This is a genomic window from Stenotrophomonas maltophilia group sp. SKK55, from assembly GCF_057179845.1.
The window spans coordinates 248,584-264,035 of the sequence record NZ_JBXUHP010000059.1; the positions used below are offsets into that span (position 1 = coordinate 248,584).

Here is a 15,452-nt window from a genome sequence, read left to right on the forward strand (position 1 = left end):
CCGACCTTGGTCGCCAGCAGTTCCACGCCATGCGTGGATGCAGCTGCACCGCCGGAGCGGACAGCATCGGGCCAGCCGCCAGGGAACGGTGGCGGCCCCAGCCAGGACGGCACGGAGGGCAGGGAGCGCCATCAGCGGTGAGGACCACCGAAGCGGCGCCGCCGGGCGCAGGAAGGCACCCGGCGGCAGGCTCGGCAGTAGATCCACGCCATGCGTGGATGGCTGGGCCAGCATCAGTGCCGACCAACGGTCGGCACCCACCAGGGCAGGCCGGGCAGTAGAAGCCGCTCGGCAGTAGATCCACGCCATGCGTGGATGCTTTGCCTGGGAGGAATCCTAAAGCTCCAGCACCCGCCGGTAGCTCAGCGGCCCACGCCCATCGCGCAGGCCCAACCGCAGTTCCAGCCCGGTGGCCGGCAGCACCTCGCCTTCGCTCGGCAACAGCGCCCACCCAGCGCCCGGCTGCCAGGCGCGTACCTCGAACCGCTGCACATCCCTGGCCACCGCAATGCCTTTCGACGGCTCAGGCGCGGGCAGGGGGTATCGATCCGTCGCCGCGCCACTGGCCCGCCACAGCGTGGTGCCCTGCCGCCACCAGCGCACCCGCTGCCAGCGTAGTCCATCACTGCCGACACTGCGGGTGATCTCCAGCGCGAAGCTGCCATCTGGCTGCCGTTCGCTTACCAGGGACGGAGGCAGCAGCCGCTGCGGTTGATCGGCCGGACGCACTGCACCATTCATCAGCGCGTCGTCGGCACGCATCTCGATATCGCGCTGGAACTGCTGCAGGATGCGCAAAGCCGTCGTGGTTTCGGCATCGGCCCGGCGCAGGCGCTGGTCGCTGCCGGCCACGCTGTCCAGCGCACGCCAGCAGATCAGCGCCAGCACACCCATGATGGTGATCGCGATCATCACTTCGATCAGGGTGAAGCCACGTGCGGCGTGCTTCATGGCGCTGCTGTCCACGGCAGCTGCATCCGCGCCAGCGACTGCCGCGGTGCCTCTTCGGCCACCACGCTGAGATCCAGTTGCGGCTGTCCGTCACTTCCCGTGCCGACATGTTGCAGCACCAGGAACGTGCTGCGCCCCTGCACGCAGCGCTGCCGTGCATCCTGCGGCGGCTGCCCGGCCAGGCGCAGCTCCTGCCAGCGGTCCTGCGCACACATCAGTGCCAGCCGACGATCGCGCAGGCGCGACTGATCGTCGGTGGCCACCGCCACCGAACGCATCACCGCCGCCAGTGCGATTGAAACGATCGCCAATGCGATCAGCACTTCGATCAGGGTGAACCCGTGCCTGTTCCGCTTCACTGCACGACCTGCAACTGTCCGCTGCCATCATCACGAAGACGCAGCTGGCGGCCCTGCAACGACAGCGTCACCTCCCACGCCACGCCAATCCATTCGGGGCTCAGTTCAATCGGCGTGCTCGGCTGCACCGCGATGCCCGCCGGTTGCCATTGCTGCTGACGCAGCAGGTCGTCGCGCTGAACGTCCACCCAGCGGCTGCCTTCGCGGCGGCTGAAGCGGTAGCCGGCGGCGTCGGCCTGCCAGCGCAGGGGGCGGCCATCGATACGCGCCTCGTCGCGCGCCACCTGCAGTCGCTGGGCCAACCGTTCGGCTTCCTGTCGCAGCTGCCGGCCCGGGTCGAGCAGGCTGCCCAGGCCCAGCCCGATGCCCGCCGTGCAGATACCGATGATCACCAGCACCACCATCAGTTCCAACAGGGTGAAACCACGCGGCATGCGCTGCATCGACGTTGCCTCCTGTGCTGGCCGATGCCTACCAGCCTAGGCCTGCATGATGAAACAAAAGCGTCAGCCGCAGCTGCTAGCGTGGGCAGGGACGAACGTGGCGACGGTGCGGAACATGGATGGCAGGCGCTTGGATCGCAATCGCATACTGACCCTGCTGGCGGCAACGTTGCTGCTGGCCGTGGTGGCCTACTGGGGCGTCACTCTGTCTGCGGTAGCGCCCGTGGCGGCCGCCAGCGAAGCGAAGACCGAGGCGGCGGTGCGGCCGATGTTCGATGCGGTGGCAAGCCTGCCGCTGGTGCGCCTGTTGTCTCCCGGCGCAGTGCAGACCGAGGTGGTGGTGCTGGGCGTGATGGCCGGTGACCACGCACCGCTTGCGCTGCTGTCGGTGGATGGGCGTCCTGCCGAGGCCTACGCGCCGGGCCAGCGGTTGGGGCCCTGCACGGTGCTGGCCAGCATCAGTACCAATACGGTGGAGCTGAACCAGGCAGGGCAGTCGCGCAGCCTGGCGGTTCCCACGCTGCCACCGGTGCCGAGCGATGGCATCGTGCCGGCCGCCCTGTAGAGCCGAGCCTGCGCTCGGCTGCTTCTGCTTGGCCTCGCCGACGGATACAAAGACAGCCGAGCAGGGGCTCGGCGCTACAGAGGCGCAGGCTCAGCGCGCAGGTCGCTGCGGCACCACCGAGCGACCGAACGCATCGCCCATACGCTGCCGCGTGCCTTCCAGGTTGTACTGCATCAGCTGGTTGCCGGGCTGCCGCATCAGGCGTTCGGCTTCAGGGAGCGCCGCCGACTTCGCCGGCCTTGTCGCAGGCGCCAGCTTGCGTTGCAGGCAGTCCCAGGCCGGAATCCGCTCGCCGTTGACCTGCACTTCGATGCAGGGCGCAGCTTCTTGCTGCTTCTTCGCCTCGTCGGCGCGACCCGATGGCAGCGCCAGCAGCAGGGCGAGGGTGAGAGCAGCGCGCAGGCGCGGCATCAACGATTCACACATCTCGAATCTCCCGCAGCAATCGATGTTCTGCAATGAAGACGGGTAGCCAAGGCTGGGTCCGCCTGCGTGCGTTGCGGCGCTATCAAAAGATGACAGCGCTGTCACAAAACTGTTGGCGGTTTTGACGCGATGTACACGTCCTGTTGGTAGATCCACGCGCCGCTCCCTGGCCCCTCCCTTCGATACGACGCGATGCCTTCGATGACTCCTGTTCCGTGCCGAGCCGTTCGCCTTCCGCTGCGCCTGCATCCGTTGGTGCTGGCGCTGGCAGCGCTGCCGCTGCCGCTGCTCGCGCAGGAGGCAGCACCCGCGCCCAGCGTGAACATCAACGAATTCATCGTGCGCGGCAACACGGTGCTCGATCCGCGGGAGATTGAACGCGCGGTGGAACCGTTCCTCGGCCCAGGCAAGAGCCTGGCCGATGTCGAGAAGGCGCGCGATGCCGTCCACGCGCTCTACCAGCAGGCCGGCTACCAGTCGGTCTACGTCGAGTTGCCCGAGCAGCAGGTCAGCGGTGGCGTGGTGCTGCTGAAGGTGCAGCAGACGCCGATCGGCCAGCTGCGCGTCGTCGGTACCCGCCACGAATCGCCCGAACGCATTCGTGAACGCGTGCCGGCATTGGCGGAAGGCAAGGTTCCCGACTTCGACCAGGCCCAGAAGGAACTGACCGCACTGAACGAAGGCGGGCGTCGGCAGGTGATGCCATTGGTGCGCGAAGGCCAGGTGCCGGGCACGATGGATGTGGACCTTCAGGTCGAGGAGAAGTCGCCGTGGCGTGCCAGTGCGTCACTCAACAACGACCATAGCGCCGACACCGAGAAGCTGCGCCTGAGTGCTTCGCTGGCCTACGACAATCTCTGGAAGCGTGGGCACAGCGCCAACCTTGGCGTGTATCTGGCGCCGGAAGACACGAAGCAGGCCAAGGTGTTCTCGGCCTCGTACACAATGCCGTTCGAAGGCACGCCGTGGAGCCTGGAAGCCTCCGGCTACAGATCCGACAGCCGCGTGTTGAATGCAGGTGGGCAGGTCGGCACCGGCACCGGCACCAATGTGATCGGCAACGGCCATTCGATCGGCCTCAAGCTCAACTACCGCCTGCCGGGCAGCAGCCAGTGGTGGCGCCAGCTCAGCCTCGGCGTGGATTTCAAGGACACCGAGGAGGACACGCAGATGGGCAAGGACAGCCTGAAGACGCCGCTGAAGTACGCGCCGATCACCCTGGCCTTCGTCGGCGTGCGCCAGGGCGAGCACGATCAGCTGAGCATCAACACCCAGCTGGTGGCCGGTACCCGCCGCCTGTTCGGTTACGGCAGCGACGCCACTGCGTTCGGGCAGAAGCGCTACTGGGCCGACCCGAGTTTCGTGGCGTTCAAGGCCGACGTGGCCAACACGCATACCTTCGGCAGCGACTGGCAGTGGTATGCGCGCGGCTCGCTGCAGGTAACCGATGCGCCACTGGTGTCGGCCGAGCAGTTCGCCGCAGGTGGCATGTACACCGTGCGCGGCTACCTGTCGGCCGAGGCGATCGGCGATTACGGCGGCCTGGCCAGCCTGGAATGGCGCACGCCTGCGTGGTCACTGTGGCGCGGCACCGACCTGCGCGTCTACAGCTTTGCCGACGCGGCCTACCTGCGCCTGCGCCAGCCGCTGCCCGAACAGCGCGACAAGTACAACCTGGCCTCGGTCGGCCTGGGCGCGCAGCTGCGCCTGGGTGAACACCTGCAACTGCGCCTGGACTACGCCTGGCCGTATGCCGATGGCCCGGTCACGCGCAAGGACGACCCGCGCCTGCATTTCAACATCAGCACCAGTTACTGACCCTTCCCTTGAACATGCGTTCTCCGGAGACCCTTCGCATGGACCGTTTGCTTTCCCGAGTGTTGTTGCTGCTGGCCGCGCTGGTTGCGCTGCCGGCGGCTGCGGCCGATGCCAATTGGTGGCAGGCCGAATGGAAGTACCGCAAGCCGATCACCATCGACGCCGGACCGCAGGGCGCGGGCCTGGCCGGTGACCCGGGCCGCACGCCGCTGCTGCTGCGCCTGCATACCGGCAACTTCGGCTTCGACGGCACCCAGGATGCGGGCAACGACCTGCGCTTCGTCTCGGGTGATGGCCGTACCGTGCTGGCCCACCAGATCGAACAGTTCGATCCCCAGATGGGCCTGGCCCTGGTCTGGGTGGACGTGCCGGCGGTCAGTGCCGCCGCGCCGCAGACGATCTGGATGTACTACGGCAATGAAAAGGCCCCGGCCAGCGGCAACGGCCAGCAGGTGTTCGATCCGGACTATACGCTGGTCTACCACTTTGCCGAGGCCAACGCCCCGGCGCGTGATACCACCGCCTACGGCAACAACGCCGGTGCCGTGGCACCGCCAGCGGAAGGCTCGGTGATCGGTCGCGGCGTTCAGCTGGGCACCGCGCCGCTGCCGCTGCCGGCCAGCGCCTCGCTGGCACAGGAAGCGGGTGCACCGCTGACCGTCTCGGCCTGGATCAAGCCCGGCAGCAACACCGCTGCGCAGGCCATCTACGCCCGCCGAGATGGCGCGTCCGAACTGGTGCTGGGCATCGAGAACCGCGTGCCGTTCGTGCAGCTCAATGGCCAGCGCAGCACGCCTGCGCAGCCGGTTCCGGAAGGACAGTGGGCACACGTTGCACTGACGGCAGAGAAGGGCGCGTTGCAGCTGTACCTCAACGGGCGCGTCGTTGCCCAGCTGAGCGGTGCGCTGCCGGCGCTGGGCACGGCTCCGGTGGTGGGTGCCGATGCGCCGGGCGCGGTGCAGCCACTGGCCAACTTCGAAGGTGCGCTGGATGAACTGCGCATCTCGCGCGTGGCACGGCCGGCCGCGCTGCTGCTGGCCGATGCCACCGCACAGGGTGCCGATTCGCGGCTGATCAGCTACGGCGCCGACGAGCAGTCCACCGGCCAGAGCCACTTCGCCTTCATCCTCAAGGCGATGCCGTTCGACGCCTGGGTGGTGGTCGCGATCCTCGGCCTGATGATGCTGCTGTCGTGGGCGATCATGATCGCCAAGGGGCGGCACTTCGGCCGTACCAGCAAGGCCAATGCAGTGTTCACCGAGAGCTTCGGCAAGCTGTCCGGTGTGCCGCTGCGCACCCTGTCCGACATGGACCGCCAGGGCAAGGCCCCCACCGCGATGCACGACGGTTCGTTGTGGCGCATCTACCAGGTGGCCATCGATGAAATGCAGCAGCGCCATCAGCGCGACGGCAACAGTGGCTACCTCAGTGGCGCCACCATCGCGGCGATCCGCGCGTCGATGGATGCGGTGATGGTGCGTGAGCAGGAGGCAATGGCACGACGCATGAACTGGTTGTCGACCACCATCGAGGGAGCCCCGTATGTGGGCCTGTTCGGCACCGTGATCGGCATCATGCTGGTGTTCGTGGTGGCGGCGATGGCCGGCGCGGTCGACATCAACTCGGTGGCACCCGGCATGGCCGCAGCGTTGCTGTGTACGGCGGCCGGCCTCGGCGTCGCGATCCCGGCACTGTTCGGCTACAACTACCTGGGCGCGCGTGCCGAAGCGATCGGTGCGGACATGGCAGTGTTCATCGACGAGTTCGCCGCACGCCTGGCCGAAGAGCAGGACGGGCGCGGCCCGGCCGCGGTGCAGGGCTGAGGGGCGCGCCATGGGCCAGAAGGCGAAGTTCGGCATCAAGAAGCGCGAGAAGGGCATCAACGTGACGCCCTTCGTCGACGTGCTGCTGGTGGTGCTGGTGATCTTCATCCTGACCAGCAACGCCTCCATCCCCGGCATCGAGGTCAACCTGCCGAAGGCCAGCAACGCCGTAGCGCTGGAGAAACCAAAGACCAAGGCGATCACCATCGACCCCAGTGGCCAGGTGTTCCTGGATGCCTACCCGGTGACGATGGCCGAGCTGGAAGACCGGCTGCGCACCGAGCGCGCGACCACGCCGGATTTTCCGGTGATCGTGCGGGGTGATGCGCAGGTGCAGTACGCCCGTGTGGTCGAGGTGCTGGACCTGCTGCGGCGCCTGGAGCTGGCCCAGGTCGGCCTGGTCACCGGCAAGGCGCAGGGCTGAGGCATGACCGCCCATCAACCCCCTCGGCCGGAGCCCGGCATGCGTGGTCGCCCGTTGCTGGTGACCGTCGCGCTGGTGCTGGTCGCGTTGCTGGTGCTTGGCGTCGCGCTGTGGTGGCTGTTGTTCAAGGACACCGCAAGCACCCGCCGGCCGGTGGTGCAGCCGCCGATGCTGGCGTTGCCGCCACCGCCTCCGCCACCCCCGCCGCCGCCGGAGAAACCGCCGGAACCGGAAACGCCGCCGGAAGAGGCGATGCCCGAACCGGAGCCGCTGGATCAGCCGACGCCGGCCGAAGAGCCGACGCCGACCCCGGACAACAGCGATCCGGTGACGATGAATGCCGACGCGCAGGCCGGTGGCGACAACTTCGGCATCCAGTCCGGCAGTGGTGGCGGTTCGTCCGGTGTCGGTCGTGGCGGTGCCGGCAACGCCACCTATGGGCGCTACCTCGGCTACCTGATGCAGCAGGCGATCTCGCGCGACGACAAGGTCAAGCGTCTGGCGTTCCAGTTGCAGGTGAATGTGTGGCTGGCCAGCGATGGTCGCCTGGAAAAGGTCGAGCTGGTGCGTGGCAGTGGCAACGAGGAGGCCGACGCGGCCGTGCTCGATGCACTGCGTCGCATCGGCAAGGTCGACCAGGCACCGCCGCCGTCGCTTGATTTCCCCGCCCGCGTCCTGATCCAGGGCCGCCGGCCCGGGGCCTGATTCCCCGACCTCCGTGATTTCCCTTCATTCGATGAGAACCGTGATGAACGACCACGTCCGCGCACGAACCGATTCCCGCCGCCCGCGGCCGGCCCGACGGGCGCTGCTGTGCTGCGCCGTGCTGCTCAGCCTGGCCGCCCCGGCCGGCGCGATGGCCGCCGAAACCACCATGGTCAAGCTGATCAAGGGGCTGATCGCCAGCGGTGCACTGAAACCCGAAGACGGCCAGGCATTGCTGGTGCAGGCGCAGGCCGAAGCAGCGGCGTTGCAGCACACCGCGGCCGCCGGGACACCGGCCGCCAGTGGTGGCGTGGCCCTGGAGCCCGGTGACGTGCGCGTGCCGTACGTACCGCAGAGCGTGCGCGACGGCATTCGTGACGAAGTGCGCCAGGAGGTGATGGCGCAGGCCAGGTCCGAGGGCTGGGCGGCGCCGAACGAAGTGGCTGAGTGGACCAAGCGCATCAAGGTTACCGGTGACACGCGCGTGCGCAGCGAGTCGCGCTTCTTCTCCGAACGCAACAGCGACATCGTCAGCAACTGGTCGTCGATCAATTCCGGCAACGGCTTCGACACCAACACCAACACCAACCTGCAGCTGCCGCCGCTGCTGAACACCCGCCAGGACCGCCGCAACCTGTGGCGCATCCGCGCTCGCCTCGGCATCGAGGCGACCATCGGCCAGCACACCACGGCCGGCGTGCGCCTGGCCAGCGGCAGCAGCAATGGCCCGGTGTCGACCACCGAGCAGCTGGGCGGTGGCCTGAGCAAGAAGGACGTGTGGCTGGACCACGCCTGGCTGGCCTACAGTCCGGCCGATTGGGTGACGGTGCGCGGCGGCCGCTTCGGCAATCCGTTCTGGACCAGCGATACGCTGTTCTCCAACGACCTGAACTTCGACGGCCTGGCCGCCAACCTGCAGTACGATTTCGACGGCGGTGACCTCGGCCTGTTCGCCAACCTGGCAGTGGTACCGCTGGAGTACACCTCCGACAGCGCACCCAGTCAGAGCCGGGTCAAGACCCCGAACGAGAACAAGTGGCTGTCCGGCGCACAGGTGGGCGTGAACTGGCGCTTCAACGACGACAACGCGCTGCGCGCCGCGTTGGGCTACTACGATTTCAAGAACATCAGTGGCCGCCTGTCCTCGCCGTGCGCGCTGTACGCAGGCGCGGTCGGCTGCGACACCGACTGGTCGCGCCCGGCCTTCATGCAGAAGGGCAACACCCTGATGCTGATCCGCGACATCGCACGCAACCCGCTGGATCCAGCCAACACGCCCACCCCGCAGTACGTCGGCCTGGCCTCGGCATTCCGCCTGGCCACGCTGAACCTGCGCTGGGATACGCAGCTGGCCCAGGGCATCGGCCTGCGCCTGGATGGCGACTACATCCGCAACCTGGCCTACGACAAGCAGGCGATGTTCAGCCGCGCCAACAATGGCATCGTCAACAACTACGGTGCCGGTGGCACCGCCAGCACCGATACGTTCCGCAGCGGCGACACCGCCTGGATGGTGCAGGCCACCTTCGGTGCCACCGACCTGAAGGAGAAGGGGCAGTGGCAGGCGCTGCTGGGCTACAAGCGCATCGAGGCCGATGCGCTGCCGGACGCCTACAACGACCCGAACTTCCACCTCGGAGGCACCAACGCCCGCGGCTACTACGTGGGCGGTGCCTACGCGCTGGACGCGCGCAGCTGGATCAGCGGCAAGTGGATGGCGGCCAAGGAAGTGTCCGGTGCTCCACTGTCGATCGACGTGTTCCAGCTGGAGTTCAATACCGGGTTCTGAGTGACGGCGTGATGTGGATCACGTAGTGCGTGGCGGGGGTGCAGCGATGCGCCCGTCTAGGGAAAGGAGACCACGCGCTGCACATAAGGAGGAGTGGATGAGCCGTCGCAAGCTGTTCGAGAGTTCCGAACCGTCCAGCCGATCGCTGGGCATCGGCCCGGCCTATGTCTCGGTGGAGGGGCTGCGCCAGCACCTGGCGGAGTTCCTGCTGTATGCGGGCCGGCCGGTGGTGATCATGCGCGGGCGCAGCGAAGTGGGTTACTTCCTGCCAGCGCGCTGCTGGCGCCAGCGTGACGATGATCCGCTGGCGGCCGCCGCCGCCGACCAGCTGCTGGACGCGGCCGGGTTCCAGGCCGAGGATATCCAGCAGGTGGAGCAGGAATTCAACGCGATGCGCCAGCGCACCGTACTGCATTCACGGCGCTGAGTGGCCGCCGGGCATGGCCCGGCGCTACCCGATGGCCCCGCGCCGCTCCGGTAGCGCCGGGCCATGCCCGGCGAGCGTCGTCTGTAGATCCACGCCATGCGTGGATGGGGTTACGCAGCACTCCCGCGCTCACTGGTGATGCGTGCACCCTCGCGCATCACCAGGGTCACCGGGGTCTTCTCCACCACCTCCAGCAACCGCTGCCACTGCGCATCACTCAGCTCGGCGCTGGCATGCAGCACGCGGTGCACGTGGAAACGCCCATCCTCGTCACGTTCCGAGCGCAGCTCGGCATGGAACTCGCCCAGCTCCCAGCCCTTGCGCTGCGCATACATGCGCAGGGTGATGGCGGTACACGCCGCCAGCGAGGCCAGGTACAGGTCGAACGGCGCAAAGCCCTTGCCCTGGCCACCCAGCGAGGCAGGCTCGTCCGCATCCACATCAAAGCTGCCGTTGCTGATGTGGTGCAGATAGTTGTCGGCGGTCGAAACAATGCGTGCGTAGGCCATCACGTTCTCCATCTGTCTGTGGCGTCGAGCCACGCTCGACTGCGCTAAAAAGGGCGGCCCCAGCCAGGACCGGGGCCGCCACCCCATCACTCGGTACGATCGTACGAGAACTGGATGCCCGCGGTACCACCGGTTGCGATGAAGAGGTTCATGAAATCCGGGACCGTTGCCGAGCGGGCCCAGTCGCGCTGCAGTTCGCAGAGCACCTGCCATGCGTGGATGAACGAGCCCGCGGCTTGCCGCCTGCGGCCGCGCAGCCCACAATCCACGTCCGGACCGTCGCCATCACGCCCATCATTCCCCGGTCCGGCCTTGGCACCTATGTCTCCCAATGCCCTGGCGCTGGTCGAGCTGCTGATCCGCGAGCGCCGTGCGTTGTCCCGCTTCATCGCACGCTATCTCGACCCGGCCAGTACTGAGGACACCCTGCAGAACCTGTACCTGAAGGCCAGCAGCGTGCCCGGCGATCCGCCCATCCTGGAGCCGCGCGGCTATCTGTACCGGATGGCCTACCATCACGCGCTCAACCGCAGCCAGGCCGACGCCCGCGAGCGGCGAGCGATGGCCGAGTACGCCGTCGACATGGGCGATGCAGGGCATGATGGCGAGGCGCAGGCGCTGGACCAGGCGCAGCTGCGCGAGATCACCCAGACCATCCTCGCCCTGCCGGCCCAGGTGCGCGAGTGCTTCGTGCTCAACCGCTACCTGGGCCTGAGCGAGCGCGAAATCGCCGCGCGCCTGGGAATCTCCAAGAGCCTGGTTGGCAAGCATGTGCTGCGCGCAGCGCTGCTGATCCAACAACAGCAGCAGGGAATGCGTCGATGAGCGGCGATTACCGTGGGCAGATCGCGCCCGCCGTTGTCACAACAGGAAAGCGCACCTGTTCGTGGTGCGGCAGGCCACAATCATGACCACCTCCGAACCCTCGCCGCGTCAGGCCAGGCAGGCGTTGCGCTGGGTGATACGGCGCAGTGCAGGCCCCCTGCCGGAACGCCAGCAACGAGCCCTGCAGCGCTGGCTGCAGGCCGATCCCCGCCACGCGCGGGCCTGGCGCCAGCAGCAGGCCTTCTGGCAGCGGTTGGACGCTGCCGGGCCCGAGGTGCTGGCCGCGCTGCCCGAGCTGACCGCAGATCAGCAGGGGCTGCGCCCGATCGCACCGCGCCGCCGTCTGCCCTGGCTGCTCGCCAGTGCTGCGGCCGCAGTGCTGATGGTCGCGGCCGCACCGCACGCGTTGCTGCTGGCGCGCAGCGATGTGCGCAGCAGTGATGCGCCGCGCGTGGTGCGGCTGGACGACGGCAGCACGGCGGTACTCGATGCCGGCACCGCACTGGCATTCACGTTCGATGGCCAGCAGCGGCGCGTGCAGCTGCTGCGCGGGCAGGCCTGGTTCCAGGTGGCGCATGAGCAGCGACCGTTCCAGGTCGAGGCCGGCGGTGGCCAGATCCGCGATATCGGTACGGCGTTCAGCGTGTCGATGCAGGGCGCCACCATCACCACCGAAGTCAGCGAGGGCGTGGTCGATGTGCGCCCGGGCGATGGCAGCGTGCAGCGCCTGCGCGCCGGGCAGGTGCGTGCGTTCCGTGACGGGCGCTGGCTGCAGCCGCTGCAACAGGCCGCGCCGGAGGCGATGGCGCCGTGGCGTCGCGGTGAGGTGGTGATCGACGGTCTGCCTGCCGCGCAGGCCATCGCCGATCTCGGCCGCTACCGGCGTGCCCCGGTCTGGGTGGTGGGCGGGCAGGGTACACGCGTGCGGGTCAGTGGCCTGTTCCATCTGCAGCAACCGGACACGGCCATCGACGCCGTGGCCGCGCAGGCGGGACTGCGAGTGCAGCGCTTGCCCGGAGGTGCGTTGCTGGTGTGGTGAAGCGCCCGCGGAGCACGCATTAACCGGCTGCATGAAAAAACATGAAAAAACCGTGGGCAGTCGTCGTACCCCGCTGTCTATAGAGGTATAGCCAGAGCGAAACCGCGTTTCTTCTCAAGCCAGACACACCACCGGGCACCGGACGTGGCCGTGGTCCCGCCCCGCTTGAGGAGTTCCTGTCCATGCCGTCCACGGCATCCGCCTGTCATCGTCGCGCTACCGTCCTGGCCCTGGCCATCTCCACCGCATTGCTGCCGCTGGCCTGGGTGCCGGTGGTGCAGGCGCAAGCCACAGTGGCCGCACCGCTGCGCACTTACGCCATTCCGGAACAACCGTTGGCCGATGCCGTGCGCAGCTTTGGCCGCCAGGCCGATGTGCAGGTGGTCTTCCGCAGTGACCTGGTGGAGGGCCGTCGATCCAGCGCGGTGAGCGGCGAGTACAGCCAGATGCAGGCCCTGCAGCAGCTGCTGCGCGGCAGTGGGGTGCGTGCCCAGCGCGGCATGGATGGCACCTGGAGCCTGCGCGCCGCAGCGGAGGCGGGGGAAGGGGACGGAGAAGGGGTGCGGGTGACCGAAACACTGGACGTGGCCGGTCGCCTGCAGTCGGAAGGGGGCGAGGCGCGTGATCGGCGCGGCTACGATGATGTGTTCGCGCTGGATCTGACCACGGCGTACTCGGGGCGCGACCGTGTGGAGCGCTATCGCGGCTCCAACCCGGCCGACGTGGTCAAGGATCTGGTCGGTGTGTTCAGCGGTGATGCGCGCAACAGCGGCGCGCTGGACATCAACATCCGCGGCATCCAGGGGCCGAGGCGGGTGCCGGTCAGCATCGACGGTGGCGAGCAGGCGCTCACGGTCTGGCGCGGCTACAACGGCGTCAGCAACCGCAACTACATCGATCCCAACCTGATCGGTGGCATCCAGGTCATCAAGGGGCCAGGGCTGGTGCGCGATGTGCACAGCGGGATCGGTGGCGCGCTGGTGATCAAGACCATCGATGTTGACGACATTGTTGCTGCCGGCGAGCGCTTCGGCGGGGAGCTGAAGATCGAAGGCAGCAGCAATGCGGTGGCGCCACGCCTGCCGCGGCTGCATACCGGCGAGGACTACCGCACGGTGCCGGGGTTCCCGCAGGGCTCACCCTCCGCACCGTATGCCGACAGCACGCTGCTGGTGCCGGTGAAGTCGCGCGGTTCTGAAACCCATGTGTTCGCCGGGGAAGACCAGGCCTGGCGGCTGGCGCTGGGCCTGCGTGGCGAACACGTGGACCTGATGGCGGCCTATGCCTGGCGCAAGCGCGGCAACTACTTTTCCGGCACCCGGGGCGCGGCGTACTACGACCAGGATCCGCGCGAGCAGTTCGAGTACAAGGGCCTGGACTACATCACCACGCTGGCGCGCTACTTCAAGCCCGGCGACGAGGTGCCCAATACCTCCAGCGAGCAGGAATCGTGGCTGCTGAAAGCGACCTGGCAGATCAACGACGACCAGCAGCTGCGCGCGACCTGGCGGCGCACGCTCTCGCACTACGGCGAGATCATGCCCTCGCGCATCCTGTCCGCGCCCGACTACGGTCGCATCCAGTGGCCGCTCAGCCGCGTCGATGCCGATGCCTGGAACCTGGAATACCACTGGCAGCCTGCCGGCAGCCGCTGGCTGGACCTGCGTGCCAACCTGTGGCGCACCGAAACCACCAGCGATACGTACACCGCTGGCGGCTTCCCCAATTTTGCCAGCAACCCCGACTGGAACCCCGGCAGCAGCCCGATCCTGCGCAATACCGCGCTGGCCAATGCCCGCAACGACCGCACCGGCCTGACCCTGAGCAACCGCTTCGCGTTGCATTCCACCCTGGACCTGACCGTGGGCGGCAACTGGCAGTTCGAGAGACTGCGCTCGGCGGACCCGTACTTCGGCGTCAGCGATGGCTGGCGCATGTATCCGCGCGCGGGGCGCCGCCAGGAAGGCGAGGGCTACCTGGTGCTGGACTGGCGGCCGGTGGATTTCCTCTCCCTGAGTGCCGGCGTGCGCTACGCGCGCTATTGGGCCTTCGATGATTTCCTGCAGGACCACCCGGAGCTGATGACCACCTCGGTGTTCCCCAAGGAGGCCCGCTACCGCGTCAACGAACTGCCCGAACGCCCGGCCAGCCTGCAGGGCGAGATCGACGCCATCGAGTCGCAGCGCGCGTTCTGGGACAGCATCGGCATGGGCTTCATCGTTGATGATCTGCTGAAGGGCCTGCTGGGCAGGTATGAGACGCCGGTTGCGGTGGACCACACCATTCCGTGGCTGCCGGATGCGGACGGCAACTACAGCCGTGCCAGCAACCCCTGCCTGAATGGCCAGGTGGCGGCCATTCCCGGGCTGTTGCCGGTGCAGGGGGCGCAGATCCTGTGCAGCATCCAGAGCGGGCCGCCGCAGACGGTGTCCGGGCGCAATGAGCGCAGGCGCGACCATGCCTGGCTGCCGACCTTCTCGGCCACCGCGCATTTCTCGCCCAATGCGCGCGCCTACGTCCGCTACAGCGAGGCGGTGCGTTTCCCCAGCATGTTCGAGAGCACCATCGCGTTCTCCAGCAGCCTGAGCCCGCTGTACCCGCTCAAGCCCGAGCACGCCTACAACTACGAAGTGGGCTACGTGCACAACCTGTCGGCGCTGTTCGGCAACACCGCTGATGCCGACGTGAAGTTGGCCTACTACGTGCACAAGACCCGCAACGTCATCGAGCGCGACGGCAATTTCCTGTTCGACAACCTGGACAAGCAGCGCATCCGCGGCGTGGAGCTGCAGGCGCGGTTCGACAACCGCCGCTTCTTCACCGACCTGGGCATCACCCGCACGCTGGAAAACAAGGTCTGTGACGAAAGCATGGCGGTGCAGCTCGATGCACTCGCCGGCAAGGTGCCCAACTGCGTGCAGGACGGCTTCGTCAGTGGCTACCTGCTGACCCAGGCCATTCCCCGCTTGTCGGTGAACGCGTCGCTGGGCACCCGGCTGTTCGATGAGCGCCTGGAGCTGGGCAGCCGCGTCGTGCATTACCAGCGCCACCAGAACCCGGACCTGCAGGCCTACCGTGACCGCCTGTACGCCGGCAGTGGTGGCCTGATCTGGCAGAACGTGCCGTTCACCTGGGGAAACATCACCACCGTCGATGCCTACGCGCGCTGGCGCATCAACGACCATGCCAGCGTCGAGCTGGTCGGCACCAACCTCGGCAACCGCTACTACGTCGACCCGGCCACTCGCTCCACGCTGCCGGCGCCAGGGCGCACGCTGAAGCTTGGTGTCACCGCGCGCTTCTGATGACCTGTTCCGTTGCTGTACCCGTAGTTCCCTCAACCCAAGGA

15 protein-coding genes are annotated in these 15,452 nt (G+C 67.7%); 10 read left to right on the forward strand and 5 right to left on the reverse strand.

All coding sequences use genetic code 11. From position 1 onward, the window contains the following. Positions 1-336: 336 nt before the first annotated feature. The 3 genes from AC2A1N_RS19165 to gspH are packed head-to-tail and all read right to left on the reverse strand — an operon-like array spanning position 337 to position 1,753. On the reverse strand, positions 337-951 hold the full coding sequence (locus AC2A1N_RS19165) for a prepilin-type N-terminal cleavage/methylation domain-containing protein (protein WP_242890726.1): 615 nt from the start codon (positions 949-951) through the stop codon (positions 337-339). Then, on the reverse strand, positions 948-1,310 hold the full coding sequence (gene gspI, locus AC2A1N_RS19170) for a type II secretion system minor pseudopilin GspI (protein ID WP_242890728.1): 363 nt from the start codon (positions 1,308-1,310) through the stop codon (positions 948-950). Before gspI ends, AC2A1N_RS19165 begins: the two co-directional genes overlap by 4 nt. After that, positions 1,307-1,753 (reverse strand): type II secretion system minor pseudopilin GspH, encoded by a 447-nt coding sequence (gspH, locus tag AC2A1N_RS19175; protein WP_061479443.1) that lies wholly within the window; start codon positions 1,751-1,753, stop codon positions 1,307-1,309. The genes gspI and gspH overlap by 4 nt, the downstream gene beginning before the upstream one ends. A gap of 115 nt (positions 1,754-1,868) precedes the next feature. Here gspH and AC2A1N_RS19180 point away from each other — a divergent pair, with 115 nt between their 5' ends. After that, the gene (locus AC2A1N_RS19180; protein ID WP_242890730.1) at positions 1,869-2,318 is read left to right on the forward strand and encodes a general secretion pathway protein; all 450 of its coding nucleotides are present in this window, start codon (positions 1,869-1,871) and stop codon (positions 2,316-2,318) included. A 90-nt stretch (positions 2,319-2,408) separates the two neighbouring features. Here the strand turns inward: AC2A1N_RS19180 and AC2A1N_RS19185 are convergent, their stop codons facing one another. Further along, the gene (locus tag AC2A1N_RS19185; protein ID WP_242890732.1) at positions 2,409-2,744 is read right to left on the reverse strand and encodes a hypothetical protein; all 336 of its coding nucleotides are present in this window, start codon (positions 2,742-2,744) and stop codon (positions 2,409-2,411) included. A 201-nt stretch (positions 2,745-2,945) separates the two neighbouring features. Between AC2A1N_RS19185 and AC2A1N_RS19190 the strand changes: the two genes are divergently transcribed. From AC2A1N_RS19190 to AC2A1N_RS19215, 6 genes are all read left to right on the forward strand, one after another. Beyond that, positions 2,946-4,562, forward strand: coding sequence for a ShlB/FhaC/HecB family hemolysin secretion/activation protein (locus AC2A1N_RS19190; RefSeq protein WP_242890734.1), 1,617 nt, complete (start codon positions 2,946-2,948; stop codon positions 4,560-4,562). A 38-nt stretch (positions 4,563-4,600) separates the two neighbouring features. Next, positions 4,601-6,385 (forward strand): DUF2341 domain-containing protein, encoded by a 1,785-nt coding sequence (locus AC2A1N_RS19195; protein ID WP_242890742.1) that lies wholly within the window; start codon positions 4,601-4,603, stop codon positions 6,383-6,385. Positions 6,386-6,395: 10 nt separating this feature from the next. Beyond that, positions 6,396-6,809, forward strand: coding sequence for an ExbD/TolR family protein (locus tag AC2A1N_RS19200; protein ID WP_049413909.1), 414 nt, complete (start codon positions 6,396-6,398; stop codon positions 6,807-6,809). A gap of 39 nt (positions 6,810-6,848) precedes the next feature. Then, a complete protein-coding gene (gene tolA, locus AC2A1N_RS19205; protein WP_005416762.1) occupies positions 6,849-7,514 on the forward strand; it encodes a cell envelope integrity protein TolA in 666 nt (221 codons plus the stop codon). A 43-nt stretch (positions 7,515-7,557) separates the two neighbouring features. After that, a complete protein-coding gene (locus AC2A1N_RS19210) occupies positions 7,558-9,303 on the forward strand; it encodes a putative porin (protein ID WP_242890756.1) in 1,746 nt (581 codons plus the stop codon). 97 nt (positions 9,304-9,400) lie between these two features. Then, positions 9,401-9,730 (forward strand): hypothetical protein, encoded by a 330-nt coding sequence (locus AC2A1N_RS19215; protein WP_005416760.1) that lies wholly within the window; start codon positions 9,401-9,403, stop codon positions 9,728-9,730. Positions 9,731-9,840: 110 nt separating this feature from the next. On the opposite strand, the gene AC2A1N_RS19220 is transcribed toward AC2A1N_RS19215, so the two are convergent. Then, positions 9,841-10,239, reverse strand: a complete 399-nt coding sequence (locus AC2A1N_RS19220) for an OsmC family protein (protein WP_134968770.1) — start codon at positions 10,237-10,239, stop codon at positions 9,841-9,843. Between the two features lie 321 nt (positions 10,240-10,560). Between AC2A1N_RS19220 and AC2A1N_RS19225 the strand changes: the two genes are divergently transcribed. From AC2A1N_RS19225 to AC2A1N_RS19235, 3 genes are all read left to right on the forward strand, one after another. Then, a complete protein-coding gene (locus AC2A1N_RS19225) occupies positions 10,561-11,064 on the forward strand; it encodes an RNA polymerase sigma factor (RefSeq protein WP_065177682.1) in 504 nt (167 codons plus the stop codon). 82 nt (positions 11,065-11,146) lie between these two features. After that, on the forward strand, positions 11,147-12,103 hold the full coding sequence (locus AC2A1N_RS19230) for a FecR family protein (RefSeq protein WP_231352136.1): 957 nt from the start codon (positions 11,147-11,149) through the stop codon (positions 12,101-12,103). 182 nt (positions 12,104-12,285) lie between these two features. Continuing rightward, a complete protein-coding gene (locus AC2A1N_RS19235) occupies positions 12,286-15,408 on the forward strand; it encodes a TonB-dependent receptor (protein ID WP_484373179.1) in 3,123 nt (1,040 codons plus the stop codon). Positions 15,409-15,452: the final 44 nt, after the last annotated feature.

Coding starts and splice junctions, on each gene's coding strand:
- AC2A1N_RS19165 (WP_242890726.1), bottom strand. CDS start 951: ATGAAGCACGCCGCACGTGGCTTCACCCTGATCGAAGTGATGATCGCG.
- gspH (WP_061479443.1), bottom strand. CDS start 1,753: ATGCAGCGCATGCCGCGTGGTTTCACCCTGTTGGAACTGATGGTGGTG.
- AC2A1N_RS19180 (WP_242890730.1), top strand. CDS start 1,869: ATGGATGGCAGGCGCTTGGATCGCAATCGCATACTGACCCTGCTGGCG.
- AC2A1N_RS19185 (WP_242890732.1), bottom strand. CDS start 2,744: ATGTGTGAATCGTTGATGCCGCGCCTGCGCGCTGCTCTCACCCTCGCC.
- AC2A1N_RS19190 (WP_242890734.1), top strand. CDS start 2,946: ATGACTCCTGTTCCGTGCCGAGCCGTTCGCCTTCCGCTGCGCCTGCAT.
- AC2A1N_RS19195 (WP_242890742.1), top strand. CDS start 4,601: ATGGACCGTTTGCTTTCCCGAGTGTTGTTGCTGCTGGCCGCGCTGGTT.
- AC2A1N_RS19200 (WP_049413909.1), top strand. CDS start 6,396: ATGGGCCAGAAGGCGAAGTTCGGCATCAAGAAGCGCGAGAAGGGCATC.
- tolA (WP_005416762.1), top strand. CDS start 6,849: ATGCGTGGTCGCCCGTTGCTGGTGACCGTCGCGCTGGTGCTGGTCGCG.
- AC2A1N_RS19210 (WP_242890756.1), top strand. CDS start 7,558: ATGAACGACCACGTCCGCGCACGAACCGATTCCCGCCGCCCGCGGCCG.
- AC2A1N_RS19215 (WP_005416760.1), top strand. CDS start 9,401: ATGAGCCGTCGCAAGCTGTTCGAGAGTTCCGAACCGTCCAGCCGATCG.
- AC2A1N_RS19220 (WP_134968770.1), bottom strand. CDS start 10,239: ATGGCCTACGCACGCATTGTTTCGACCGCCGACAACTATCTGCACCAC.
- AC2A1N_RS19225 (WP_065177682.1), top strand. CDS start 10,561: ATGTCTCCCAATGCCCTGGCGCTGGTCGAGCTGCTGATCCGCGAGCGC.
- AC2A1N_RS19230 (WP_231352136.1), top strand. CDS start 11,147: ATGACCACCTCCGAACCCTCGCCGCGTCAGGCCAGGCAGGCGTTGCGC.
- AC2A1N_RS19235 (WP_484373179.1), top strand. CDS start 12,286: ATGCCGTCCACGGCATCCGCCTGTCATCGTCGCGCTACCGTCCTGGCC.